We start from the raw sequence: 26,321 nt of genomic DNA, 5'->3' as shown, positions 1-26,321 counted from the left end.
GAGGCCATAGGTCTCGATCAGGTCCTCTGTGTCCTCGGCTAGCGCTTCCATCGCCGTTTGTCGTTTGTCGAGCTTCGACTTCAACGCGAGCACGTCCTTTAGGAGGGCGCGGCGGTGTTTGCCGACGTAGCGGAATGGCAACTCGCCCCGGTCCATGCGCAAGACGACGAGCGGGCGCGAGATGCCAAGAATGGCTGAAATTTCGCTCGGACTCAGTTCCTGGTCCTCGGCCAGCACGGCCACGCGCTCTCCGCGCAGCATGTGCGCCAGAAGGGCTTCAACAGCCGCGGCGGCCGAGGGCGGGATCGGAAGCGTCCGCTCCTTGCCACCTGCATCACGAACGTGGAGTTCCAGCCTGTCGCCGGCAACCAGCTTTGGCAAGGGCGTTGCTGTTTTTTGGTCACGATCTGACAGTCTGGCGAAATGAACGATCTGGCTGGCCATGACGATACCTCCTTAGTCGCCAATATAGCGAACAAGGCCTCTAACTGCAATAACTGAAAGTGCTGGTTGGTTGCAATGGTGGTGATTGGGGCGGTTTACTTGCAACAAAGGTTCGATCCCCATCTTCGCCGCTACTGCGTTGACCGTCTTCATGCGCCAAAGCCGGCGACTATCCTTTTTGGCTGAGGATATGTTGGGGACGAGTCAGGCGGCTAGTTATGTTGATCCGAGAAGGCTATCGTTCGGACGTGATCTGCAGCGCCTTTGCATATTTCACTTAAATCCAATGCAGTCCAATTGCCGAAACACGCCCTATAGATGTTTTTCCAAGGCCCTTGCAAGTTTTGATAAGCAGGCCCATATTCATGGAAGTGGCAGCCATTGAACGGGCGCTGCCACTTTCTGGGCGGCACGCACCCTGGCCCCAATTAAGGAGGACATCATGTCTTCCGACCTTCATCAGCCTATCGGCAGCTTCGACATCAGCATCATCAGGAACGCGCTCCGGCATGCCGGGTTTCGCTATGAAGAGCCCCTCTGCGAGCTCGACCGTGGCGCGGCGCGTCATGCGATGACGCTTTACCAGAAGGGCGTCCACAGATCCGGCGAATTGATTTCCGCCGTGAACCTCTGGGCAGACCTGGCCGTCTTCGCGCGGCTGAAGAGTAGCAGTCAGGTCACGAGCCTATGACCCTGTCCTTCCCCAATCCGACCCGTGCCTATGACGAGACCCGCGGTCTCATTCGTTTCATCGGGCATGATGGCCTGAACCAGGTTCAGTTTCTCTTGCCCGTCGCCGTGTTTGATCGCGAGGGCGCCCCCGGACGCCGGAAGGAACGTGACTATCTCCTGGCGTTCGATCGCCTTCGGGACCGCATTCTGACGACAGCGAGGCAAGCCTATCAGTCTCGGCGACGACATACGATCGAACTCGATCTCAGTGCATTCGGGTCGTCTCTCCAGTTGGCGACTTGACGACGCCAAACACAGCGCTTGGCGAACTCGGAAGAGGAATACGTCATGATCGATCGTGAGCAATCCACTGCAGTGATCGTCCATGACGACCGCCTTGGGCAGGCACTTGGCCTTCGACCATGCTGAAGAACGATTCTCCAGAGGGTGAGCGAGAGATGGCTGACCAGGCGATGCTGCGTGCGCTGCTCCATCGCTCCAGCTATTCGAGCGCGGGTCTCCGGGCGCAGTCAGGTGGCAACTACGCAAGAGAGGTCGTGATCATCGACCGCCTTCGCAAGGGAATGGTCATGAGCGATATGCAGGCAGCCGTCTGGGAGCCTGTCGTATTCAGTCACGTTGCGGCTCTGTCGCGCTGGGAGGGCGAGGGTGGAAGTCCGTGCGGTGGCGATCAGGCCGTCACGCTCGAGAAGCGAGGCATCTGATGGAGCCTTCGGACAAGGTGATCATACTGGCCGACATTCGCAAGAAACGGATCGCGTCTGCGACCTGCCGACCGAACGTCTTCGAGATCAGGACAGGGGCCGGGAAGCGGCCCGATTGCAGTATCCATCCGTTTACAGCGCGGCCCGCTGTTCCGCCGAAGCAGGCCTGATGACCGCAGAGGTCGCATCTCGATCTGATCGCTACACCGCACTCCCGTGACACCGGTCCCAGAAGGAGACTCACATGTTTACGCGAACGAAGACAAGAACCGTGCATTTCGATGCGCCCTTCACCCTGACAGGACTGGAGGGTGTGCACCCGCCCGGCGACTACCAGGTGCAGGACGACGAGGAACAGATCACCGGGATTTCCTGGCTCGCCTATCGGCGTGTGGCAACCATGATCGAAGTCGTTGCCGGCAAGAAGAAGAGCTTGGTCCAAATAGATCCGTCGGACCTGGAAACCGCTCTCGACAGGGACCGGGTCCTGTCCGGCCAACAGAGCCTGAACACAACGCACTGAAGATTGGAAAAACTCATGCCTTCGCACCGTTTTAGCGTCGGCCAAATGGTTCGTCTCGTGACCACGAAGGGGCTCTCGCCGGCTGCTGCTGTTTCCTACACGATCGAGGCCGCGATGCAGCCCTATCGGAACAGCCCTCAGTATCGGCTCTGGAATCCGGAGCTTCAACAGGGGCGCGTTGCCCTGGAGCGGGATCTGGAGCCTGTCGGCTCCGCGTGATCGCGATGCCGACGCCACGTGCATCTTCGCCATGCGGTCGCGCCGTGCGTGCCTGGCTCTTTTTTGGCGAGACCTCGCCACCATGTCTGGAGGAAACGCAGATGAGCAGACCGACAAGGATCGCCTTCATCGGCAATTCTCTTCCCCGCCAATGCGGGATAGCAACCTTCACCGGCGATCTCTCCCAGGCGCTGCTCGATGCGGTCGAGCCAGTCCAGACGAGCATCGTCGCTGTCACGGATGCCAAGCAGACTTATGCCTATCCCAGTGACGTGATCTTCGAGATCCGTGAGGAGGAAGTCGAAGACTATGTGACGGCGGCGCGGGTTCTGAATGAAGGCCGGTTTGATGCGGTTTCGCTGCAGCACGAATTCGGCATCTTCGGCGGTGACGACGGCGAGTTCATCCTCAAGCTACTGGAAAACCTGCGCATTCCACTCGTCACCACCTGCCACACCATCCTCGCCGAACCGACCCCGTCCCAACACCGCGTGTTGCAGAAGGTCGCCGCCCATTCCAGCCGTGTCGTCGTCATGGCAGAGAAGGGACGCACGCTGCTCACGGACATTTATGGCGTTGCCCCCCAGAAGATCGACGTCATTGCCCATGGCATACCCGACGGTCCCTTTCACGATCCGGATCTTGCCAAGATCGAGCGCGGCTACGCCGATCGCCCCATCATCCTGACATTTGGTCTGCTCTCCCCCAACAAGGGTATCGAGGTGGTCATCGATGCCATGCCCGCGATCCTGAAGGAGAGCCCCGATGCTCTCTACATCGTCCTTGGCGCCACGCATCCGACCCTTCTGCGCCAGCAGGGCGAGGCCTATCGCGACAGTCTTCGCCAGCGCACCAAGCGGCTGGGCGTCGATCATGCGGTGCAGTTTCTCAATCGCTTTGTCGATCTGCCGACGCTTCTCGACTTCATTGCCATGTGCGACGTCTATGTGACGCCCTATCTTGACGAGGCGCAGATGACCTCGGGAACGCTCTCCTACAGTTTCGGCATGGGCAGTGCCGTGGTTTCGACGCCTTACTGGCACGCCTGCGATCTCCTGAGCGACGGCCGCGGCGTGTTGGTTCCCTTTGGAGACGCGCCGGCGACGGCCAAGGCAATCGCGACCTTGCTCGGTGACGACGAGGCCCGCATGGCGATGCGCAACGCTGCCTACGAAGCCGGTCGCGCGATGATCTGGTCGCATGTCGCCTCGCTCTATCTCGACAGCATGGCGAAGGCTCGCACTGCCTATCGGCCAAAACTCGTCAGCGATCTCATCTCATTGCGGATCAAGCGCCCGCCGCAGCAGACGGCCTTGAAGCTCGGCCATCTGCACGCGATGTGCGACGACACGGGCATCATCCAGCATGCAGTGTTCTCCGTGCCGGACAGGTCGCATGGCTATTGCGTCGATGACAATGCGCGGGCCCTGCTTCTGTCCTCACTGCTTTCGTCCGTCGGCGAAACGGGCATAGCGGACAGGATGACAGCCTCTTTCGCGGCCTTCGTCGAACACGCCTGGAACCCCGACACCGGCCGCTTCCGAAACTTCATGAGCTACCATCGCCGTTGGCTTGAAAGTGAGGGCTCCGAAGATAGTCATGGGCGAACTCTCTGGGCGCTCGGGTCATGCGCCCTGTCTGATACCGATGGGCCACGTCGCCGATGGGCGAGTGCCCTCTTTGCCCGGGCGATGACCGTCACGCTCGACTTCCGCTCTCCGCGCGCCTGGGCCTTCACGCTTCTCGGCCTCAACGACTATTGCGCCGCCAATCCTCAAGACCCCCACGCGCGCATGTTGCGCATACGGCATGCTGAAAATCTGATGGACCTGGAGCGTCGTGTGTCGGAGGGCGGGCGGCGCTGGTTCGAGCAGGGACTGTCCTATGAGAATGCCCGCCTGAGCCAATCCTTGATCCTCACGGGCATGTCGACCAAAGTTCCGGCTTTCGTCGAGACAGGTGTTGCAACGCTTGAATGGCTGATGACCCAGCAGACGGGAGAGAAAGGCCATTTCCGCGCTATCGGAACCGATGGCTTCTTCGAGGTCGGTCAACCGCCCAGGCCGTTCGACCAACAGCCGGTCGAAGCAACGGCAACCGTGGCCGCGTGCCTTGCCGCTTACGAGGCGACCTCGGACAGGGGCTGGATCGAGGCCGCGCACAGGGCCTTCGACTGGTTCACGGGCAGCAATGATCACGGCATTTCCCTCGTTGACCCGGAGACGGGCAGTTGCCGAGACGGCCTGCATGTGGACCGCCCGAACGAGAACCGGGGTGCCGAATCCGTGCTTTGCTACCTGATCTCCTGCGTGGAGCTCGGTCGTGCGGATCAGATGCTGCGGCCCGTCATGCCAAGGGTCGGCGCCAGGCAATTGTCATGAACCGTCCCAGACATGTCGAGAGTAACGAAGGATCAGTCTTGCTCCAGTCCAGTCTTCTCAACCGGCAGGTCCTCTATCTGAGGCCCGATCCGACGCGTGTCATCGTGCGACCTTTCAAGCCGTCGACTGAACCTCGACATCTCAATCCACGCGACAAGTCGCGAGCGAATGAAATCGTCGATCGCGTCTTGTCCCTGGACCCGACGGCCACGGCCAATCAACTGCGTGACATCCTCGCCAATTTCGATGGCAGGCACCGCAACCTGCTGCGCCAGTTCGAAATGCGGGCGGACGCGATGGAGGAAGCTTTTCAGCACCACCAGCGCTTCAGTCAGCAGCAAAGACAATTGGTCGGCGCCTATTTCATGAACGAATATTCGTTCGAGTCCGCCGCTCTGTTCAATCCGAGCATCGTGCCGCATCCGGATCAGTCCGGCGTTGCTGATGGGAGCCGTCGGCTGATCCTCAGTCTGAGGGCCGTGGGAGAGGGGCACATCTCCTCGCTCACCTTCCGCTCGGGCGTGATCGACGCGGAGGGGGACGTAACCATTGATGCGCCGACGCAGCTGGCAGGTCTGCCGGAAATCCATGCAAGCGACGGACTGGCGCCCGCCGGCTGCATCGGGATCAGTTTCAAGGACGAAAGCGATCTCAGCGAGCGGGTCATCTTTCCAGTGACCGAGGCGCAATCGAACGGCATCGAAGATGCCCGTTTCGTCGCCTTCGACGACGATGATAAGACGATCTACTTCGCGACCTATACCGCCTATAGCGGCTCCTCCATCCGCTCGGAGCTTCTGGAAACGACGGACTTCCTGAACTTCACCCTGACGCCGCTGCGGGGACCCGCCGCCCGCAACAAGGGCATGGCGCTCTTTCCCCGGCGCATCGATGGCCGCTATGCGATGATCGCCCGGCAGGACAGCGAAAACCTCTTTCTGCTCTATTCCGATGACCTGCATCAATGGGATGAGGGACGGCTCCTGATGAAGCCGGAATTCGCCTGGCAGTTCGTCCAGATTGGCAATTGCGGCTCCCCTGTTGAAATCGACGAGGGATGGCTGCTGTTCACCCATGGCGTGGGGCCAATGCGGCGCTATGCGATCGGGGTGACGCTGCTCGACAAGCATGACCCGAGCATCATCCTGTCGCGGACGGTCGAGCCGCTGCTGCAGCCTGAACCAACGGAGCGGGAAGGCTATGTGCCGAACGTCGTCTATTCCTGCGGTGCCATGCGGCATGGTGATCTGATCGCGCTGCCATATGCCGTCTCGGACACCTATTCCAACTTCACCACGATCAAGATCAGCACGCTTCTGGAAACGATGCATCCCGTCGGGGCAGCCTTGTGAATGCGGACAGTGGGTCGGCCGTCCCCTCAGGCGATCAGTCATGAGCGTCCAGCAACTGAAACGCGTCTTCCTCGAGGAAATTTTGCCCACCTGGACCAAATCGGGTTTTGACGAGCCCTGCGGCCAATTCATTGAATACCTGGAACTGGATGGATCGCCTCAGAAGGCAGGTGAGGTGCGGACCAGAACCGTCGCTCGCCAGATCTATGTTCACGCCCACGCGGCCCATCTCGGCGTTGCCCTTCGGGGTTCGCTCGCCATGGCAGAGCGCGCCTTCGTCAACCTGCACCGCGTTGCCTGGGTCGGCGGGAGACGCGGCGGCTACGCGAGAAGTTTCAACCGTCATACGGAGCGCATCACTGATCCGGTCCGCGATCTCTACGACAATGCCTGCGTGCTCCTCGCTCTCTCCTGGCTGCTGACCGCGACCGGCAAGGACGTCTACCGACACCAGATCGACCAGACGATCTTGGCGGTCGACCGGACCCTGAAAAATTCCTTTGGCGGGTGGGCCGAAGACAGCGATGGAACCCTGCCACGCCGCCAGAACCCGCACATGCATTACCTCGAAGCCACACTGGCCTTGTGCGAGAACACCCGGACCTCCAAGCATATGAGGTTGGAGGGTAAGGCCTTTGCACTGCTGCGATCGCATTTTCTTGTCGCACCGAATGGGCCGCTCCACGAATTTTTCGGCCCCCAATGGGAGCTTGCCGACCGATACGGATCCGATCGGCTGGAGCCAGGCCATATGTGCGAGTGGGTCTGGTTGACGACTCGTCACGACAGTCTCGTGCGCAGCGACAACACCAAGACATGTCTGGATCTGTTCTCGACCGCGCTGGCCATCGGGCGCACGCCGGGCTCGCTTTTCCTGGTCGATACCGTATCCGTAGATAAGCCGATCAGCCCGTCACGGCGCCTGTGGCCGCAGGTGGAGATGCTCAAGGCGTTCATGGCGCTCCACGAGCGACTTGGCTTTGCGGGATATCGGACAGAGGCGGACGACGTCGCCTCTGCAATCCTTGCTGCTTACATGACGGGCGTGCCACGCGGTTGCTGGCATGACTGTCTCGACCTCAACGAGGTGCCGACCGCCCGCACGATCCCGGCAAGCTCGCTCTATCACCTTTGGACGGCCGTCGCGGATCCGGTTGCCTCTGGCGTCGGCTATCTAAGAAACTGAAAAATAAGAAAAAATAGGTTGGCTCGGAGTGTGCATTCTGACATGATTTCAGTGTCTCAGAAAAATAGTCTTTGATTTCCTCTGTTTTCCTGCCGCAAGCAACCGTGGACGTCATCTTTGTGCCCTGGCTTTGGCCGACGTCAACATGGCGGGAGAGTGGCAATTATTTCCGCTCGGGAGCGTCAAGCCGGGGTTGAAGCGGGCACGTTCGCGCGACAGCTTTGCGCCTTCATTTCGGTCATAGTGGCTTTCGTCCTGCTTGCCTAAAAGCAGACATGGCTTCAGCGCCCGCGTCACATCGCGTGTGCGCCAGCGCTGGTTGTTGACGGAACGTCTTTGACTTAAGAAAACCGATAATGCAGCCGAACGCACCCCTGGTCGAGCGTCTTTGCGCTGATCAGCTTCGGGGTTGACCTGAAGCCAGTCGGCGGAAAAAGATGGCGACCACCGCCAAGCAACTCGGGAATGATGTAGATCTCGATTTCATCCAACGCGCCGCGTTCCATGAACGCCATCTGCAACATGCCTCCACCCAACATCCAGACATTGCCATCTTCCAATCCTCGAAGTTCGGCTATGAGATCATCCACATTGTCTCTGACCTCAATCGAGCCTTTGGGATTTTCGATGGGACGGGACGTAACGACGACGGACCGTTGGTCGCCGTAGGGCCAAGGTGCGGGATCATTCGCAAGGAAGTCGTAGGTGCCGCGACCCATGACGATCGTGCGGATGCCCTTCATGAAGAGGCGGTAATCGTGCTCGCCCAGATTCATGCCGTCGTACTTGAACAGCCAGTCAAGCTTGTCATGCTCGTCTGCGATGAAACCATCCAGACTCGCTGCAATGTATCCGACGATCTTTGCCATCAACGCCTCCTTGATATATAACCGAATGTATGTTTATATATTGTTATGGCGAGACGCAAGACCATTCCCGATGAACAGGTTCTCGACACCTTGTTCGAGCTGATGATGAAGACAGGACCTGATGGTTTGACCTTTGCGCGCGCGGCGAAGGCTTCGGGCTTGTCTGCGGCGACATTGGTGCAACGCTACGGCAACCGTGAGCGCATGGTCGAGGCGACCCTCCTGCAGGCGTGGGACCGGTTGGATGCCGAGACGAAAGCTGCAGACGACGAGGAGGAACTCTCGCCTGAGGGAGCAGTCAAGCTTCTACTGCGGTTGATGTCTTCCGAAACGGCCGAGCGTGACGCCACTGATGGGCTTCTTCTGCTTCGAGAAGACATCCGGAACCTGAGACTTCGCAAGAGGGGCGCGGCGTGGGGACGCGCTTTGGTCTCAGCACTGGGGCGACGGCTGTCTTCAGACCCAGAGGAGGCGAATATTCTGGGCTGGCAGATGGCCGCCCTCTGGCAGGGGGCGCACACCTGGTGGGCGTTCGATCAAACGGTGCCCGCAGATCGAGCGATCCGGCAGGCTCTCGAGGCTTGGCTGAAACGGCATTGATAGCCGGCACAGGTAGACACGCAATGAGAGCAGCGTTTATCTGAAAATTACCCGGAGCGGCAGGCCTCGGAAGCACACATGGCAACACTGACGGCGACGAAGCGCCTTCATGTACACCATTCCACTTAGAGGCTTAATGATTCATAAGCTTCCGGTCCGATCACGCTCGCAGATCAGAGGTGATGTCGATCAAGTTAATGAACCCTGTTTGCGTACTAGGTGCGAGGGACTACCGTTTGGCGGGTGGCGTCTACAGCTCGACTGGTCTCTTGTGGGACGAAATTGGGCTTTAGCTTATCCAACTGGATTGCCGGGGGGGACGTCTGTGGCACAGGAATCGGACCTCGCGTCCGGCCGTGTTCTGGCCGGAAGGCAATCTAAGGTTATTGTCTAGAATTGTTGTCGCCAAATCCCGATGGTATGATCCGATCAGTTGCGATGGACGGGGCACTGCCCATAGTTGGTCGCAGTATGCGTCGCGAGTGGAGTATTCGACGAAAGGCTAAATCTTGCGGTCAGGCATCGCTGTTCAAGATAACGGGAAATTAGGAGGTGCTGATTTTAAATCAGAGGAGTATGTCTTGTCCGAGGACCTCCTGTGCCCAAGCTCACAATCGCCCACCTGCTTCTCAGTTTTGCTGCCGTCGTTACCGTTGGACTGGCTACGTCCATCGGCCTTCAAAGCTACACCCTGTCCCAACTCAAAGTGAGCGGTCCTGTCTATAACGGGATCATCGATGGCAAGGATCTTGTCGCGGACATCCTGCCGCCTCCGCTCTATGTGGTCGAAGCCTATATGCTGGCGACTGAGGCGGTGCTTGATCCTGGAAAAGCCGATCTGGCTGCGGAAAAGATAGAGCGCCTGGAGGCGGACTATCAGGTCCGTCGTCAATACTGGCAGCAATCGCAACTGCCAGATGGGTTGAAGACCAAGCTGATGAACGACGTTTTGGTCAAGGGGGACGCGTTCTGGGCCAGTTATCATGCCGCTTTTGGCTCAGGCACAAACCTGGGCGACGCCGAGAAAAAAGCCGCCATTGCAGGACTGGGTGACAAGTTCTGGCTTCACGACGAAGCGGTTAGGCAACTGGTCGAGATGGCCAACGCCCATCTAGTGGCAGAAGAAACGAGGGCGCGAGCAACCTCTTCACAACTCGAGCAGTGGGCTATTGTTGGCAGTGGGATCAGTGTCTTCCTGTTCATCGGCGGCATCTGGTATTTCCGCCGGCGCGCAATCACGCCACTCGGTACGATCTCTGGCTATATGAGCCACTTGGCCAAGGGCGACCTGACCAAAGATGTGCCGTTCAGCGATCGATCAGACGAGATCGGTGAGATGGCTTCTTCCGTTGAGGTCTTCCGACAGGCGGCACTTGAGCGCAAGCGGCTGCGTTTGGAGGCGGAAGAGCAGACTGCACTAACGGTCGAGGCGCAGAAACGTCATGCGACCGCAATGGGTGAACAGGCCGATGCCCTTGCATACGTCGTCGAAACCTTAGGCGCCGGCCTTGCCAGACTTGCTGAGTGCAACATTCGATACACAATCGATCAGCCATTCATGCCGGACTTCGAACCGTTGCGCCGCGACTTCAACGACGCGCTGGCAGCATTTCAGTCGACGCTGGTGGAGGTGCTTCAAACGACGCAGGCGATCCATGAGAACGGCCTTGGGATGAGATCTGCATCCGACAATCTCGCCAAGCGCACCGAACAGCAGGCGGCCGCCCTCGAAGAGACTGCAGCAGCGCTTGAGCAAGTATCTATAACGGTGGCCCAAGCTTCCGAGCGCAGTCAGGAGACGCGCAAGCTGGTCGCCGACGCGAAGGTTTGTACGGAAGAGTCCGGCCGCGTCGTTCTCAATGCCATCAGCGCGATGAAGTCTATCGAACAGTCTGCAGCCGAGATCGGCCAGATCATTGGAGTGATCGACGAGATTGCTTTCCAGACTAACTTGCTTGCTCTTAATGCGGGTGTTGAGGCTGCACGGGCAGGGGAGGCGGGTAAGGGGTTTGCCGTCGTCGCCCAAGAGGTGCGCGAGCTAGCGCAGCGTTCTGCGGTTGCCGCAAAGGAAATAAAGACACTCGTCTCCAATTCGGGTCAGCAGGTGAATACGGGCGTCAAATTGGTTGATGAGACGGGCCATGCCCTCTCGCGCATCAACGAATTTGTGGTGTCAATTGATCGGAACGTCGATGCGATTTCGACCGGAGCCATTGAACAATCTGCAGGGTTGAAGCAAATCAGCATCGCAGTGAATGAACTTGATCAGATGACTCAGCAGAATGCCGCCATGGTTGAGGAGACGAGTGCACTCAGTCATAACCTCTCTGCTGCCTCTACGCATCTGACATCCCTTGTCAGCCGCTTCGTGTTGAACAGACGCTCCAGGGTCCGAGACGGATCCGAGGATCAACTGTCCCCTAAAGCCAAGGACGCTCGCGCAGCATGAGTGATGTGCTAGAAGATTCTCAAGATTGAAACATGCATGGAAGTCTCGCAGGTACTTATTCACTTTTTGGCGCAGCTCGGCGTCATCAGTCTGGCCTTGACCATCTTCTCGCTGTCGAGAGACCATATGCAGGGCAGACTGTCGTTCACACGTCGGTTCGCAAATGGCATCCTATTTGGATTAACGGCCGTGCTTTTGATGCACATGCCGGGAGAGTTGGTTGACGAGTTTCGTTTTGACTTACGAATTGTACCGCTAGCCGTCGTAGGGCTCGTATCTGGTCCTGTCGGGGCAGCGGTAGCCGCATTCTGCGCTTCATCCGCAAGATTGTGGATTGGCGGTGCGGGTGCATCATTGGGGCTTCTTGGCATTTGGATAACCTTCGGGGTCGCCTGTATCGGGCATCTCTTAGTCAAACGAGGCTCAAGGGCATCGGACATCCCCGTTTTCGGGCTGCTGAATGCAGGGGTCTCGTTCTCGTTTATCCTGATTGTCCCAAGCGAGGTTCGTGAAGAACTCATACGAGACAATGTCCATCTCGTTCTGTTGCTCATGAACTTCGCCGGAACTGCAATTGCCGCCTCTTTCGTGAGGTTGGACGAAAATCGCCGCGAACATGCCAGATCGAATGCTCTGCACCGGCAGATTGTTAACGCTCTACCTGATGCCCTCAACGTCAAGGACCTTCGTGGCCGTTTCTTACTGGCCAATCAGGCAACCGCCAAACTGATGGGAGCATCCAATCCTGCCGAAATGGTTGGCAAGAGTGACTTCGACTACTACCGCCAAGGCGAAGCCGCGTTGTTCTGGGCCCAAGAGCAGCAGTTTATCGCCGACCCTATCCCGTCGGTTCTTGAGCAACAGTTTGAGCGCAACGGTCAAACCGTTTACCTCAGAACGGTCAAGGCGCCCTACACGGACCCTGACGGGGCGCTGGTGGGGATCGTTAGCCATACGTCTGACGTAACCGAGCAGAAGAGCCTCCAGGCCGAGTTGATTGCAACGCAAGCGCTACTCGAGACGGCCATGACTGAGATGGCTGATGGGTTGGCGTTGTTCGATCGCGACGGGCGTTTGCTCATGTGGAACCGCCGGTATCTCGAATTCTTCACCTATGTCGACGAGCTATCCTGCTACGGGCGAACCCTCGCTGAACTCCTGACCGCAGGGGTCCTGCGGGGGCAGATATCTGTGCCTGTGGATGTCGCACCTATGGCATGGGTTGAAGAAGAGGTCGAGCGCAGCCAATCGGCGGCTCAATCCGAACTGAGACTGACCGACGGCCGCTGGGTCGCCAAGACGACGAGACCGTTAAGCGATGGTGGCTGGGTCACGCTTTATTCCGACATCAGTGAGAAGAAGGCCGCCGTGCATCAGTTGGAGCATCTGGCAACGAAGGACGGCCTGACAGATCTCTATAACCGCCGAACATTTGATCGCGAACTTGCACGGGCGTTTCAAATATCGAGGGACAGCGCAACGGATCTTTCACTGTTGATGATCGATGTCGACTATTTCAAAGCCTATAACGATACATACGGCCATCCGGCGGGTGACGCTGTCCTTCAACAAGTGGCGAACGTCCTTCAGTCCGCCTGCCGTACGCAGGTCGACGTCGTGGCGCGCTACGGAGGCGAGGAGTTTGCCATCATCATTCCCGGTACTTCCGCAGAGGTGAGCCATGATATAGCTGTCCGCCTGTCCGCGGCGGTGCGTATGCTGAAAATTCCGCACGTCGGAAGCCCCAGAGGTCGGGTGACGATCTCAATCGGGTTAGCATCTGCCGACGATGCAGCCGCGGACTGCCAGCATCTTCTGAAGCGATGTGACGAGGCCTTGTACGCGGCAAAAGCGGCTGGTCGAGACAAGGTGCGTGCCTCCTCCATTTCCCCTGCTGATGATAGGCCTACCGGCCGTGTCGCTTCAGCATCACTCCGTGTTTAATTCAATATTTACCATAATCCATTATGGTTAAATAGGATCATCTTTGAGAGCTGGGGCCTAAAGTTCATGAGCGTCGTTTCCATTGTGCTCGAGCCTCAGCCCGCCCGGCTGGACAATGTTGCAGCAGTCGATAGAGCAGCGGCCGTGTTCACCAGCCTGTCTAATCCGATCAGGCTCAGTGTCCTTCTTCGGCTAATCGAGCGGGAGTGGTCGGTAAACGAGCTCGCAGCCGATCTAGTGATCAGCCAGTCTGCTCTTTCCCAGCATCTCGGTAGATTGCGCCAAGCCGGTATCATTCGATCGCGCAGATATAGGCAGTCTATTTTCTATCGCTGCAGTGATGACCTGGTCTTGCGTTTGCTGGCCGAAATCGGCCTGGTGGACCGCTGACAGGTTCAGGCACTATGAAGAGACCGCTCAACATCCACGATGCGTTGAAGGCGTTGTCACACCCGGGGCGGCTCGAGTTCTTGAGATGGCTAAAGCAGCCCGATCAGTACTTTGGCCTGAGTGCTGCAGAGGCACGAGAAGGCGTTCCAGCAGGTCGTTTTGAGATGAAGGGTCTCTCACAATCAGCGGCGTCCCAGCATTTGGCTATTTTGCAGCGAGCAGGGCTACTCAGGTCCCGTCGAATTGGCTCCACAATCCTGTATCGCCGCGACGAAGAAAACATTGCCGCGCTGAAGCGCATGATCACCGACGACATCTAGATGATGGATACCGGCCCACGTCACATACTGTCACACGATTGAAGCACAACACACGCACTTTATAGCAACGCGGGCGCGGCTCAACCCAAGCTGGACGATCCCCCCCAAGCCCGTCACTGCACCATGAAAGTGCAGTCGCCCGCGCTTAATCGAGAAGTTTTAAGTGTGCCCTGAACACTGAGCCATTCGCGACGCTGAAACCATAAGTGCCGTCTAGCTGGCGTACAGATCCTTCAATCAGCTTGGAACCGGTGCCCTTGTGCACAGTCGTGTTGTCGAAGCCTGGGCCGTTGTCCCTGATTTCCAGCCAAAAGAAACCCGGCTCATCTGAACTGGTCAGGGAGATCCAGAGTTCGGATTGGCCGACTTTTGCTGAGCCATACTTCAAGCTGTTCGAGACAACCTCATTAACGAGTAGTGCCAGAGAGGTTGCGCGGTCGTTAGAAACATGGGCAGGTTCGAAGACATAGGTCGGGCTGGTGGAGCTACCAAATGAGGCGAGAACCCCCTCGACTACGGAGCGTGTCAGCGAACCGGCCTCAATGGCGATGTAGCTGTCGTGTTTGTAAATCAGTTGATGCACTTCGACCATTGCTTTGATGCGGTCGGTCAACGCGTGTGAGCCTTCTTGACCCTTCAAATGCAAGCGCACCAGTGACATGACGGACTGAAGATTGTTTTTGACCCGGTGATGGATTTCGCGGAGCAGGAACTGGTTCTGCTCAAGAGCGTCCGCAAGTTCAGCGCTTTGACGTTCCTGGGCGTTGACCAGCGAACGGATTCGCCATGCGGCTGCAAGAGAGCCAAGACATGCTATCGCTGTAAAGACCGCAAGCACCAGAACACCGTTCCAGAATGGCCGCATGAGCAGCCCCAAGTCTCCGGCAGCGATCGCGACGAACGGAGTCGTCGCGACTTTGCGATAGCCGACAATCCTCTGAACCCCATCCATCGGCGAGGCCGCGGCTGTGTACGTCCCCGTCGGTGCCCGCTTCAGGTAATCTGTGAAGAGGACATAGTTGCTCATGTCGAGTGGCCTGTCGGGCTTGGGATAGCGAGCGACCAACTGGCCGTCATCCCGAATAAAGCTGACGGCGAAATCGCCGCCAAGGTTAACAGCGTCCCAAATCGGCTTCATAATCTCGGCGGACAGGGACAGGTTGACAGTCCCTGCGAACTCGCCATTTCTCTCCAGCCTTCGACTGAACACGAAGATTTGCTCGCCGTTAAGCCTGCTGATGAGCAATGAAGACACATACTCGGGCGCACCTTCCTTCAGCGCCCTGAAGTATGCACGATCGGTTATGTTGATAGGCTGAACATCCGGATCTGTCGAGAACCGAGTGTTGCCCTCTGCATCGACGATGTACACTTTGGCGCTTGACGGAAGTCCCTCAATCGCGTTTGCGACGCCCTCTGCGATGTCCCATTCGCGGACGTCTTCACCGACTGCGATGGCTGCAATCCTTCTTGTCGATTGCGATGCGAATGCATTGACCCATTCAGCATGGGTCGCAACGACCAGACTTGCGGCGGCAACCCGATCCTCGGCAGCCTGAATAGAGCTGCGATAGGATTGAAGGCCCCAGGCGACTGCCAAGACCACGTAGCCAAGCCAGGCGAGGACAATGACCAAGGTCGCGAGATCCTGCGCTCGGGTCGGCAAGTAGCGTTTCATACAGACCACCCACCATTTACTCTGTAAGGGGAACAAGCGTGACGGCAGGCAAGTTAGGGCGGCGTATGGCGCCTATCAAGTCAGATGTGGTGAACTCTCGACTTTCTATGCTCGACGACCTTGTCGCCGTTGAAGAGGAAAGAATTCAATTCCGCTTTGCGCCTCCATTTCAGACCTCCAAATTGCCATCCCTGTTCCTCGGAAGCCGACGTTGGCCATACGCGTTCTGCCCATCAGTTGAATCGCGGCTAGAAAAACTTTCCAGGATATGAGATTGCTCTGGACAAAGGACGTCCATGGAACTCAATGACATGAGGCCTCGGTCGCCAGGTTGGCACCGAACGCACCTCTCGGCCATCATAACAAGCCTGTTCGCGTCGCTGATTCTGTTGTTCGGCGGCGATGTCTTCGGTCGCTTCCATGCCGGGCTTTCGTCTGATGCTGCCGTATCGCGGTCCGATGCAGGACATGCAACGGCTGGCGCCCGAGGTGAGACGCGCTTTTTGGTTTCGTCCGAGCAGTCCTCGCGACCGAAGCTCAGGCCGACCCCAGGCGGTGACGGCTGCCTTGCGCCCGATATCAAAGCCTTGCGGATCTGCCGTTACAGCCATGTCACGCTGCATGTTTTCGGAGACCGTCCGCGCCCACACGCGCCACTGCCATACCGGTCGCGCGCACCGCCATCCATCCAGCAAACCGCCTGATCGTTTCGCCGCCATCGCTTCGATGGCTCGACCCGTTTGTGCCACGGCCCATCATGGCTGCGGTCACAACATGCTGGATTTTTGAATGAAGAACTCGCTTACGAAGGTGATGGGCTATCTGCTCGTCATCGTGCTCGGTCTGCTCGTCGCTTTGCCGAACGTGTTGCCCGATTCCACCCTGTCCCGTCTCCCCTCCTGGCTTCCACACGAACGTGTATCCCTGGGTCTCGACCTGCGCGGCGGGTCGCATCTCGTATTGGAAGTTGATCGTCCCGCCTTGGTGGACGAATGGCTGCAGAGCTTCTCCCAAGAGGCCCGCTCCACCCTGGTCGAAGCGCGTGTTCAGACACGCAGCGTTCGTCGTGATGGCGATGCCGTTGCGATCGTACTCGCCGATCCCGCACAAATGTCGGCCGCAACCGAGGCGCTTTCGGTTCTCAACAACCCCGCCGTTACGCTCGCAGGGGCCGGCGCTCCGGAACTGGCCGTCACCACGTCGGGCGCGGATACGCTTCGGATCGTACCCACAGAACAGGGCATTAGGGCCCGGATGAGCCATGCTGTCGAGCAGAGCCTCGAAGTTATCCGGCAGCGTGTCGACCAGGTTGGTGTCGCAGAACCCACCATCCAGCGGGTTGGAGCCGATCGCGTTCTCGTTCAACTGCCTGGCGAACAGGATCCATTACGCCTGCGTGCCCTCCTCGGCACCACCGCCAAGATGAGCTTCCATCTGCTTGGGGTGCCAGGGGCGCCTGGGGTAAAGGCGCTTGAGGACGACAGCGGCCGGAGCTACCCGGTCCAGACAACCGTGCTGCTCGCGGGCGATCGTCTGGTCGATGCCCGGGTGCAATTCGATCAGCAAGGCGGCCAGCCCATCGTCTCGTTCCGCTTCGATAGCGTTGGTGCAACCCGATTTGCCCAGATCACGCGCGACAATGTCGGTCGACCCTTCGCTATCGTGCTCGATGACAAGGTGCTCAGCGCACCCGTGATCAGAGAGCCGATCACCGGCGGGGCGGGGCAGATTTCCGGGGAGTTTTCCGTCGATGAGGCCAACACCCTGTCGGCGCTTCTGAGGGCCGGCGCGCTGCCTGCCAAGCTGACAGTCATTGAAGAACGCACCGTCGGGGCAGATCTCGGAGGTGATGCTATCGAGATGGGCATCGTGTCTGGACTGGCGGGCTTCGGTCTTGTCGTCGCCTTTATCCTTGCCCTCTACGGCACCTGGGGCCTGCTTGCGGTTCTGGCTTTGTCGCTGAATGTTGTGCTGACCTTTGCAGGGCTGACCTTGGTCGGGGCAACGCTGACCTTGCCCGGTATTGCGGGCATCGTGCTGGGCATCGGTCTGGCGGTCGACGCGAATGTTTTGATCAACGAACGCATCCGGGAGGAAGTCGGAAAGGGACGGGGGGCTTTCGCCGCCATCGACCATGGCTTCGCCAAGGCCTATTCCACGATCATCGATAGCAATGTCACGGCCCTCATTGCGACAGTCCTGCTCTTCTGGTTCGGTTCGGGTCCCGTGCGTGGCTTTGCCGTCACCATGGGCCTCGGCATTGCCATTTCCATGTTCACGGCCGTTTCGGTCGTGCGTGTCGCTATGGTCGCCATCGCCCGCCGTTACAAGCTGAAGACGATCACGATCAAGCCGCTCCTGCCCTTCAAGCTGATCAAGGACGGTACGAAGATCGACTTCATGAAAGTCCGGCTCTTCGGCATCGCCGTCTCGGCCTTCCTGTCGATCTCGTCGATCATCCTGTTCATCACTCCCGGGCTCAACTACGGCGTCGATTTCAAGGGCGGGATCCAGCTTGAACTCTCGACGACCGGTCCTGCAGACCTGGCAGGTCTGCGTTCCGGTTTGGAAGGCCTGAACCTCGGGGAAGTCGCCCTTCAGGAGTTCGGCGACAGCAATCACGTCATGCTGCGCCTCGAGCGTCAGCCAGGCGGCGAGCAGGCGCAGACCGATGCAGTCTCGAAGGTTCGCGAGACGATCCAGACGATCGATCCCTCGGCCAAGATCGAACGAACCGAAGTGGTCGGGCCGAAGGTGAGCGGCGAACTCGCGACAGCGGGTCTGACCTCCGTCATCCTCGCGTCGCTCGCGATGCTCGTCTATATCTGGGTGCGGTTCGACTGGCCCTTCGCCGTCGGAGCGATCGCGACGCTCATCCTCGACGTTACGAAGACGATCGGCTTCTTCGCTTTGACCGGCCTCGACTTCAATCTGACGGCGATCGCAGCCCTGCTCACGCTGGTGGGTTACTCAGTCAATGACAAGGTGGTGGTTTACGACCGCATGCGTGAGAACATGCGGCTCTACAAGACCATGCCCTTCCGCGACCTGATCAATTTATCGATCAACGAAACACTCGCGCGAAGCATCTACACTTCGGCGACCGCCTTCCTCGCCATGCTACCAATGGCGATCTGGGGTGGCAGCGCGGTGGAGAGCTTTGCGGTGCCCATGGTTTTCGGCATCTTCATTGCCGCGTCTTCGTCGGTGTTCATCGCAGCGCCGATCCTGCTTTTCCTCGGCGATTGGCGGACGCGACGGAAGATCCAACTGGCAGGCAATCTGCCGGAACAGCAGGCTGCTTGAACCATCTGGGCGGGTCCGGGCAACAGGGCCCGCCTTGGCTCACGTCGTGGCGGATGAACAGCAGCAAAGGCCGGGGCAACCATCTGCATTGGTGAAACGCAGGCCGGCTTTCTCGAAAGCGAGCCGCAATTGAGCCTCCGTCGAGCGGTGCATGCCGTGACGCTGGCCTTCGAAGTCGCGGATTGTGCTGCGGGAGACAAGTGAATGGGCCGCCAGGTCTTCCTGGGTCCAACCGAGATAACCGCGTGCCGCACGACACAACGCGGGCGAAAAAACTGGGTCTGTTTGGGGTTGATCCATACGTGAACTTGCCTACATTGGGCGATATCGCCCATTTAGGTCGAATTTTTTTAATTTCTAGTCCGTTGCATTGTTCTCGGTCTCATCATTGAAAGGAACTGGATTTGGGATAACGCTCGATGCTTCGATCCTTTTGCTGCTGGTCCTTGTGCTCCCGTTTGTGGGGAGCTTCGCCTCGGCCTTCATTCTGAAGACGACTTCACGCGACCTGCCGGTCTTTGTCGCAGGCACCACTACGCTACTGGCCCTGATCCTTTCGGCATCAACCTATCCCTTCGTCACCCACAACGGCGTGTTGCGGTTCAACGCAGAGTGGCTGCCGCAGTTCGGACTGGATTTTTCTCTGCGGCTCGATGGTTTCGCCTGGATTTTCGCCATGCTGGTCACGTCGATCGGCTTTCTCGTCATCCTCTATGCCCGATATTACATGGGCAAGGACGACCCAATCCCGCGCTTTTTCTCGTTCCTGCTCGCCTTTATGGGCGCAATGCTTGGCATCATCGTCTCCGGCAACGTCATCCTGTTGTCTGTTTTCTGGGAACTCACCAGCATCTTCTCCTTCCTGCTGATCAGCTACTGGCACACCAGTGCTGCAGCCCGCGACGGGGCGCGTATGGCGCTGACGATCACCGGGATCGGCGGGTTCTGCCTGCTAATCGGTATGTTGCTTCTCGGCAAGATCGTCGGCAGCTATGACCTCGACAAGATCCTCGCCTCCGGTCAGCTCATCCGCGAGCATCCGCTTTATCTGCCAACACTGGTCTTCATCCTGCTCGGCGCGCTGACGAAGAGTGCCCAGTTTCCCTTCCATTTCTGGCTGCCGAACGCGATGGCAGCTCCCACACCCGTCTCCGCCTTTCTGCATTCCGCCACCATGGTGAAGGCAGGCGTATTCCTGCTTGTGCGTTTTTGGCCCGTGCTCTCGGGCACCTATGAATGGTTCCTGCTCGTCGGCCTCGCCGGCATCACGACACTTTTGCTCGGCGCTTACCTCGCGATGTTCCAGCGCGACCTGAAAGGGCTGCTCGCCTATTCCACCATCAGCCATCTCGGCCTCATTACCACGCTTCTGAGCCTTGGCAGCCCGCTCTCGACGGTGGCGGCGATCTTCCACATGCTCAATCATGCGACGTTCAAGGCATCACTCTTCATGGCCGCTGGGATCATCGATCATGAGACGGGCACGCGAGACATGCAGCGGCTGAGCGGCCTTTACCGCTACTTCCCGGCCACCGCGACACTTGCGATGGTCGCGAGCGCTGCCATGGCGGGTGTGCCCCTTTTGAATGGCTTTCTGTCCAAGGAAATGTTCTTCGCCGAAGCCGTCGAGACCCATGCCCACTCCTGGCTCGACGTCATCCTTCCCTATGTTGCGACGCTTGCCGGTATCTTCAGCGTGGTCTACTCGCTGCGCTTCATCCATACGGTATTTTTCGGTCCGCCTCCCGTCGACCTGCCCAAGCAGACACCGCATGAGCCGCCGCGCTGGATGCGCGCCCCCATCGAGATCCTCGTCGTCGTCTGCCTCGTCGTCGGGATCGTTCCGGCGATCTCCATCGGGCCGTTCCTGCAGACAGCAGTCGAAAGTGTGCTTGGCGACCGGACGCCGGAATACAGCCTCAGCATCTGGCATGGGTTCAATGTCCCGCTCCTGATGAGCCTCGTGGCTCTTGTCGGCGGCTTCCTCCTCTACATGGCCATACGGGGCTACCTGTCCCGGTGCGAAGATGGTCCGCCCTATCTGCGCCGACTTAAGGGCCAGCGTCTGTTCGAACGCGTCCTGGTCACCGTTTCCTGGCGCTGGGCGCGCCTGGCGGAGAGCCGGCTCGGCACCCGCAATCTGCAGCCGCAACTCAGATGGATTGTCGTTACCGGCTTCCTCGCCGCAACCCTGCCGCTTTACCTCTCGGGTTTCGAGCGACGGCCGATTAGCTTCTCGGCCGTTGATCCCTCCTTCGGCCTGTTGTGGGTAATCGGCATGGCTCTGGCAATCGGCGCAGCGGTCTCGGCCAAGTATCACCGTCTGGCCGCGCTCATCATGCTCGGCGGCGTCGGTCTGATCGTCTGCATGACCTTCATCTGGCTGTCTGCGCCCGACCTCGCCATCACGCAGCTCCTGGTCGAAATCGTCACCACGGTCCTGATCTTGCTCGGCCTGCGCTGGCTCCCGAAGCGCAGCCCCGACAGGGGTGAGGTGATCACCCTGCAGAGCCGCTTCCGACGTTTCCGCGATCTCACGCTCGCGATCCTCTGCGGGGTCGGCATGTCGGTGGTGGCGTTTACGGTTATGACGATGCCCGTGCCGGATGCGATTGCCAACTACTTCCTGCAAAATGCCTATGCCGAAGGCGGCGGACGGAATGTCGTCAACGTCATCCTCGTGGATTTCCGCGCCTTCGATACGCTCGGTGAAATCACCGTTCTCGGTATTGTGGGCCTGACGGTCTACGGTCTGCTACGCCGCTTCCGCCCGGCCGAAGACAGCATGGAGCTGCCCGAGCAGCAGGTGACGCAGAACCGCTTCGATGCGGACCAGCCGGAGCGCTCTCCGGGAGACATGATGCGCGACTATCTGCTCGTGCCCTCAGTGCTGATGCAGTGGCTGTTCCCGGTCATCATCACAATGGCGGTCTACCTCTTTATGCGCGGGCACGACATGCCGGGCGGGGGGTTCTCGGCAGGTCTTACCCTTTCGATAGCCTTCCTGTTGCAGTATCTCGCCGGAGGCACGCGTTGGGCTGAAGATCGCATCCGTATCCTGCCGCTCCGATGGATGGGCGCCGGCATCCTGACGGCCGCTGCTACCGGCGTCGGTGCTTGGCTTCTCGGCTATCCCTTTCTCACATCGCACTTCCGCTATCTGGAGGTCCCGCTGATCGGCAAGGTCCCGGCGGCAACGGCATTGCTCTTCGACCTCGGAGTCTTTGCCTTGGTCGTCGGCGCAACGGTCCTCATTCTCGTGGCACTGGCCCACCAGTCGATCCGTATTAATCGCCTGCGGGCACTCGAAGCCAAGGGGGAGAAACGCTGATGGAAATCGTTCTTTCTCTCGCCATCGGCATGATGACCACTTGCGGCGTCTGGCTGATCCTGCGGCCGCGCACCTATCAGGTGATCATTGGTCTGTCGCTTCTATCCTACGCGGTCAATTTGTTCATCTTCGGCGTCGGCGGCGTGAAGAGTAACATGCCGCCTATACTCGAAGACGGTGTGATCTCGACGAGCCTCAGCGATCCCGTGCCTCAGGCGCTGGTCCTGACCGCAATCGTCATCGGCTTCGCCACTACCGCACTCTTCCTCGTCGTATTGCTCGCCGCTCGCGGCCTCACTGGCAACGACCACGTCGACGGGAGGAACGAGTGATGTTCAGTTGGAGCCAGCACCTAATCGTCACGCCGATCCTGCTGCCGATGGTGACGGCAGCCCTTCTGTTGTTCATCGACGAACGCAACCGCACTTCAAAGGCCATGGTGAGCCTCGCCGCAGTCGTGCTCCTGTTGTCGAATGCCATCATCCTGTTCATGGTGGAAAGTGGCCCGAACAGCTTTGAAAACGTCTATCTGCTCGGCAATTGGGCCGCACCCTTCGGCATCGTGCTCGTCATCGACGGTTTGTCGGCGATGATGCTGCTCTTAACCGCGATCCTCGCACTTGCCGCACTCGTGTTCTCTCTTGGCAAATGGCATGCGGTCGGGGCGCATTTCCACAGCCTGTTCCAGTTGCTTCTCGTCGGCGTCAACGGCGCTCTGCTGACCGGTGATCTCTTCAACCTCTTCGTCTTCTTTGAGGTCATGCTCGCCGCATCCTACGGACTGTTGCTCCACGGCACCGGGATGCTTCGGGTCAAATCCGGCCTTCACTACATCGCCGTCAATCTGGTCGCTGCCCTGTTCTTCCTCATCGGCGTGAGCCTGATCTACGGCACCGCAGGCACGCTCAACATGGCAGACCTTGCCTTGCGCATGCCCGACATGGAGGCGGATCGGCTGATCCTCATGGAGGCGGGTGCGGCAGTGCTCGGCGTTGCCTTTCTCATCAAGGTCGGCATGTGGCCGCTCTGCTTCTGGCTGCCCACTGCCTATAGTGCGGCCTCAGCCCCCGTGGCCGGCATGTTTGCCATCCTCAGCAAGGTCGGCATTTACGTCATACTGCGCCTGACGATGCTGCTGTTCGGGGATGGGCCGTCTGCCGGCTTCGGCGCCGAGATCCTTCTCATCGGCGGCATGGCGACGCTCATCTTCGGGACGATTGGTGTGCTCGCATCGCAGGCCCTCGGCCGTCTTGCGGGTTACTCGGTGCTGGTCTCCTCCGGGACGCTCCTGATGGTGCTCGGCATCAACGACGGCGTGGTGTCCTCTGGCGCGCTGCTTTACCTTGTCAGCTCCACCCTGACGATCAGCGCTTTCTTCATGCTAATCGAACTCGTTGAGCGCGGACAGGACGCGGGCGCCAATGTCCTGGCCGTCACCATGGAAGCCTATGGCGATGGTGAGGAGGCCTACATCGAAGACGGGGAGGGAACCGCCATGCCCGGCACCATGGCCATCCTCGGCATCTGTTTTGCCGCCTGTGGCATCCTGCTTGCCGGACTGCCGCCACTTTCCGGCTTCATCTCGAAATTCGCCATGCTGTCGGCGATGCTGGGGACCGGCTCGATCGGCACCACGCCGGATCCGGCAGTCTGGGCATTGATCGTGCTCGTTATCCTGTCCGGTCTCGCGGCGCTGATATCCATGACTCGCAATGGCATCCGCACATTCTGGGGCTCGATCGAAGGTGCCGTGCCGCGGGTGCTGGTTGTCGAACTCATCCCCGTGATGCTGCTCCTGTCCTTGACGTTTGCTCTCACCATCCTGGCTGGCCCCGCCATGACCTACATGGACACCACCATCAGGACACTCTCCAATCCGGCAGCCTATGTCGATGCAGTCCGCAATGCCTATGTCGTAGAGGGAGTGGCATCGTCGGATGCAGAGAATGCAGGAGGTGCGCCATGATACCCCATCCTCTCTTAAGCTTGTCGCTCCTCGTGATGTGGCTGCTGCTCAACGATTTTACGGTCGGGCACCTAATCCTCGGATCTGTTGTTGCGGTCTTCGGTGGCTGGGCTATGGCCTCGCTCCGGCCCAATAAGCCGTTGATCAAAAGGTCGTATTTGATCCCGAAGCTTTTTTGGCGGGTCTTCGTCGATATCGTTAGGTCCAACTTTGCCGTCGCCTCGCTCATTCTGCGCGGCAAGCGCCAGAAGCACATGTCCGGCTTCATCTCCATTCCCCTGCGCATTGAGCACCCGACGGCACTCGCCATTATGGCCGTCATCCTGACCAGCACCCCGGGTTCCGCCTGGCTTGCCTATGACCGTCGCCGCAAGACAGTGCTCATTCACGTGCTCGACCTGATCGATGAGGAAGCCTGGGTGAACAACATCAGGGATCGATACGAAAGCCTGCTTCTGGAGATCGTCGAATGAGCGTCATCATTCTGTACACTACCGTCTCGATCGCCAAGGTGCTGTTGGCATTGGCGCTGATGATTGCGGTTCTGCGCATCTTCATCGGCCCGCGCGCCCAGGACCGCATCGTCGCGCTCGACGCTTCCTACATTATCGCCATGCTGCTGCTCGTGACCTTCGGGATCGGCAGCGGACGCAGCGTGTATTTCGAGGCGGCCTTGGTCATCGGCCTTCTCGGCTTCGTCTCGACGGTGGCGCTTGCCAAGTTTCTGATGCGCGGGGAGGTCATCGAATGACGACATTGCCTGTCGCCGACCTTCCCATCTGGGTCGTCATCCTCGTCTCTGGCCTGCTGCTGATCGGCTCGATTCTCACGCTGCTAGGTGCGATCGGCCTTTTGCGCCTGCCAACTTTCTACGAACGCATCCACGCTCCGACGCTCGGAACGAGCTGGGGCGTCGGCGCAATTATGCTGGCCTCTATCGTGTATTTCTCGATCGTCGGCTCCCGCGCCGTGCTGCATGAGATCCTTATCGGCATCTTCGTCACGCTGACCACGCCAATCACTTTGATCCTGTTGGCGAGAGCTGCCTTGCACCGTGATCGCTCCGAGGGGGACCCATCTGTTCCGAAGGAGGTTTTGCCAAAGGAGATCCCTGATGCCGAAGCTTGAAGATACGGGCAGAACGGCAATCAACTCCACCTGAAGTCGTCAAGCTCGGAGGCGGCGAGCCTTTACCCATCGCAGCTTTTCGTCTCATCCATTCGCTGCCTTCGTTTTGTTCGGCCGAACTCAGACTATTGCGCCCTTCTCATCGATGTCCTGTGTCACCGTCCGTCTCGCCAACGACGGACCGTCCGCTTTCGGCCCTCTTCCGGGCAGCCAATAATAGACCAGATGCTTGATCTGCCTCATTTATTTACCGCCTTCCACCGGAAAGAATGGCGGGTCGTTGGTTCACATCTCTTCAAGGCGGAGACAACAGGCAGTGTCCGAGACGGGCGTTGATACTTTGTGCATCTGCCTCCAATCGGCTGAGCGACGCATCCGCCCCTCTACGCTGCCTCCCATACCTGGTTGAGGATCCGCGCCGCCAATGCTGCTTTGTCCTGCGGCAGAAAGCGCNAATCGGCTGAGCGACGCATCCGCCCCTCTACGCTGCCTCCCATACCTGGTTGAGGATCCGCGCCGCCAATGCTGCTTTGTCCTGCGGCAGAAAGCGCCCATAGTGTTGCTGCACGACGTCAGGCGTGTCCTGGATAGCATAACTTGCCTGCTCATAGGATCCTGTCTGCTTTAGAATGTGTGTGGCGAGCACGTCTCGGACATTGTGGGGGCCATGTGGTAGCAGACCCTTAATTGCGCCGCGGCCGGTATACGGATTGTATATGCCGTAGCGCTGAATCGCCAACCGCCAAGCCTCGTAAAATGTTGTCTGATTATACGCTGCATCGATGCTGGTCGTTTTGACGGTTTTTACGAAAAGCGTGCCCGGATCGGGTGCGCGCCC

At 58.9% G+C, this 26,321-nt stretch carries 24 protein-coding genes and 1 pseudogene; 20 read left to right on the top strand and 5 right to left on the bottom strand.

Annotation, left to right across the window (positions count from 1 at the left end; all coding sequences use genetic code 11):
- Positions 1-444: hypothetical protein (locus ASE36_RS22070; RefSeq protein ID WP_062278278.1), on the bottom strand; the 444-nt coding region annotated here is incomplete at its 3' end.
- 442 nt (positions 445-886) lie between these two features.
- On the opposite strand from ASE36_RS22070, the gene ASE36_RS22065 reads away from it, so the two are divergent.
- The 8 genes from ASE36_RS22065 (at position 887) to ASE36_RS22030 (ending at position 7,502) form a co-directional block, all read left to right on the top strand.
- Complete coding sequence (locus ASE36_RS22065) at positions 887-1,135, top strand: hypothetical protein (protein ID WP_062278276.1); 249 nt, start codon at positions 887-889, stop codon at positions 1,133-1,135.
- Positions 1,132-1,419 (top strand): DUF1488 family protein, encoded by a 288-nt coding sequence (locus tag ASE36_RS22060; RefSeq protein ID WP_062278274.1) that lies wholly within the window; start codon positions 1,132-1,134, stop codon positions 1,417-1,419. The genes ASE36_RS22065 and ASE36_RS22060 overlap by 4 nt, the downstream gene beginning before the upstream one ends.
- Positions 1,420-1,574: 155 nt before the next feature.
- A complete protein-coding gene (locus tag ASE36_RS22055; protein WP_082510974.1) occupies positions 1,575-1,841 on the top strand; it encodes a hypothetical protein in 267 nt (88 codons plus the stop codon).
- Positions 1,842-2,085: 244 nt separating this feature from the next.
- Positions 2,086-2,364, top strand: a complete 279-nt coding sequence (locus ASE36_RS22050; protein ID WP_062278269.1) for a hypothetical protein — start codon at positions 2,086-2,088, stop codon at positions 2,362-2,364.
- Between the two features lie 15 nt (positions 2,365-2,379).
- The gene (locus ASE36_RS22045; protein ID WP_062278267.1) at positions 2,380-2,583 is read left to right on the top strand and encodes a hypothetical protein; all 204 of its coding nucleotides are present in this window, start codon (positions 2,380-2,382) and stop codon (positions 2,581-2,583) included.
- Positions 2,584-2,684: 101 nt separating this feature from the next.
- The gene (locus ASE36_RS22040; protein ID WP_062278264.1) at positions 2,685-4,964 is read left to right on the top strand and encodes a glycosyltransferase family 4 protein; all 2,280 of its coding nucleotides are present in this window, start codon (positions 2,685-2,687) and stop codon (positions 4,962-4,964) included.
- Complete coding sequence (locus tag ASE36_RS22035; RefSeq protein ID WP_062278262.1) at positions 4,961-6,316, top strand: glycoside hydrolase family 130 protein; 1,356 nt, start codon at positions 4,961-4,963, stop codon at positions 6,314-6,316. The genes ASE36_RS22040 and ASE36_RS22035 overlap by 4 nt, the downstream gene beginning before the upstream one ends.
- A gap of 40 nt (positions 6,317-6,356) precedes the next feature.
- Positions 6,357-7,502, top strand: a complete 1,146-nt coding sequence (locus ASE36_RS22030) for an AGE family epimerase/isomerase (RefSeq protein ID WP_062278260.1) — start codon at positions 6,357-6,359, stop codon at positions 7,500-7,502.
- 341 nt (positions 7,503-7,843) lie between these two features.
- Here the strand turns inward: ASE36_RS22030 and ASE36_RS22025 are convergent, their stop codons facing one another.
- Positions 7,844-8,371: a dihydrofolate reductase family protein gene (locus tag ASE36_RS22025; RefSeq protein ID WP_062278257.1), complete on the bottom strand. Its 528-nt coding sequence runs from the start codon at positions 8,369-8,371 to the stop codon at positions 7,844-7,846.
- A gap of 45 nt (positions 8,372-8,416) precedes the next feature.
- Between ASE36_RS22025 and ASE36_RS22020 the strand changes: the two genes are divergently transcribed.
- The 5 genes from ASE36_RS22020 to ASE36_RS22000 all read left to right on the top strand — a co-directional run bounded on the left by ASE36_RS22020 (position 8,417) and on the right by ASE36_RS22000 (position 14,074).
- Entirely contained in the window at positions 8,417-8,971 is a 555-nt protein-coding gene (locus ASE36_RS22020; RefSeq protein ID WP_062278254.1) for a TetR/AcrR family transcriptional regulator, read from the top strand.
- 598 nt (positions 8,972-9,569) lie between these two features.
- Positions 9,570-11,420, top strand: a complete 1,851-nt coding sequence (locus ASE36_RS22015; RefSeq protein WP_062278252.1) for a HAMP domain-containing methyl-accepting chemotaxis protein — start codon at positions 9,570-9,572, stop codon at positions 11,418-11,420.
- A gap of 36 nt (positions 11,421-11,456) precedes the next feature.
- Complete coding sequence (locus ASE36_RS22010; protein ID WP_062278250.1) at positions 11,457-13,364, top strand: diguanylate cyclase; 1,908 nt, start codon at positions 11,457-11,459, stop codon at positions 13,362-13,364.
- A gap of 66 nt (positions 13,365-13,430) precedes the next feature.
- On the top strand, positions 13,431-13,754 hold the full coding sequence (locus tag ASE36_RS22005; protein ID WP_082510972.1) for an ArsR/SmtB family transcription factor: 324 nt from the start codon (positions 13,431-13,433) through the stop codon (positions 13,752-13,754).
- Between the two features lie 14 nt (positions 13,755-13,768).
- Entirely contained in the window at positions 13,769-14,074 is a 306-nt protein-coding gene (locus ASE36_RS22000; protein ID WP_062278248.1) for an ArsR/SmtB family transcription factor, read from the top strand.
- A gap of 145 nt (positions 14,075-14,219) precedes the next feature.
- Here ASE36_RS22000 and ASE36_RS21995 read toward each other — a convergent pair whose 3' ends face one another.
- Positions 14,220-15,752: a sensor histidine kinase gene (locus ASE36_RS21995; protein WP_062611418.1), complete on the bottom strand. Its 1,533-nt coding sequence runs from the start codon at positions 15,750-15,752 to the stop codon at positions 14,220-14,222.
- A 789-nt stretch (positions 15,753-16,541) separates the two neighbouring features.
- Here ASE36_RS21995 and secD point away from each other — a divergent pair.
- Positions 16,542-19,058, top strand: coding sequence for a protein translocase subunit SecD (gene secD / locus ASE36_RS21985; RefSeq protein WP_062278242.1), 2,517 nt, complete (start codon positions 16,542-16,544; stop codon positions 19,056-19,058).
- A 39-nt stretch (positions 19,059-19,097) separates the two neighbouring features.
- Here the strand turns inward: secD and ASE36_RS22430 are convergent, their stop codons facing one another.
- Positions 19,098-19,358 carry a helix-turn-helix domain-containing protein gene (locus tag ASE36_RS22430; protein ID WP_082510970.1) on the bottom strand — a complete coding sequence of 87 codons (261 nt, stop codon included), beginning with the start codon at positions 19,356-19,358 and terminating at the stop codon, positions 19,098-19,100.
- A gap of 109 nt (positions 19,359-19,467) precedes the next feature.
- Between ASE36_RS22430 and ASE36_RS21980 the strand changes: the two genes are divergently transcribed.
- The 6 genes from ASE36_RS21980 to mnhG are packed head-to-tail and all read left to right on the top strand — an operon-like array spanning position 19,468 to position 25,483.
- Entirely contained in the window at positions 19,468-22,389 is a 2,922-nt protein-coding gene (locus tag ASE36_RS21980) for a monovalent cation/H+ antiporter subunit A (RefSeq protein WP_062278279.1), read from the top strand.
- Positions 22,389-22,721, top strand: coding sequence for a Na+/H+ antiporter subunit C (locus tag ASE36_RS21975; RefSeq protein WP_062278240.1), 333 nt, complete (start codon positions 22,389-22,391; stop codon positions 22,719-22,721). Before ASE36_RS21980 ends, ASE36_RS21975 begins: the two co-directional genes overlap by 1 nt.
- Entirely contained in the window at positions 22,721-24,355 is a 1,635-nt protein-coding gene (locus tag ASE36_RS21970; RefSeq protein WP_062278238.1) for a monovalent cation/H+ antiporter subunit D, read from the top strand. Before ASE36_RS21975 ends, ASE36_RS21970 begins: the two co-directional genes overlap by 1 nt.
- A complete protein-coding gene (locus tag ASE36_RS21965) occupies positions 24,352-24,828 on the top strand; it encodes a Na+/H+ antiporter subunit E (protein WP_062278236.1) in 477 nt (158 codons plus the stop codon). The genes ASE36_RS21970 and ASE36_RS21965 overlap by 4 nt, the downstream gene beginning before the upstream one ends.
- Complete coding sequence (locus tag ASE36_RS21960; RefSeq protein ID WP_062278234.1) at positions 24,825-25,106, top strand: K+/H+ antiporter subunit F; 282 nt, start codon at positions 24,825-24,827, stop codon at positions 25,104-25,106. Before ASE36_RS21965 ends, ASE36_RS21960 begins: the two co-directional genes overlap by 4 nt.
- Complete coding sequence (gene mnhG, locus ASE36_RS21955) at positions 25,103-25,483, top strand: monovalent cation/H(+) antiporter subunit G (protein WP_062278232.1); 381 nt, start codon at positions 25,103-25,105, stop codon at positions 25,481-25,483. The genes ASE36_RS21960 and mnhG overlap by 4 nt, the downstream gene beginning before the upstream one ends.
- A gap of 481 nt (positions 25,484-25,964) precedes the next feature.
- On the opposite strand, the pseudogene ASE36_RS22750 reads toward mnhG, so the two are convergent.
- Positions 25,965-26,321, bottom strand: a pseudogene (locus ASE36_RS22750) (hypothetical protein); the annotation flags it as partial.

This window comes from Rhizobium sp. Root274 (assembly GCF_001429245.1).
Taxonomy (GTDB): domain Bacteria; phylum Pseudomonadota; class Alphaproteobacteria; order Rhizobiales; family Rhizobiaceae; genus Allorhizobium.
This window is presented reverse-complemented; position numbering and strand designations above follow the sequence as displayed.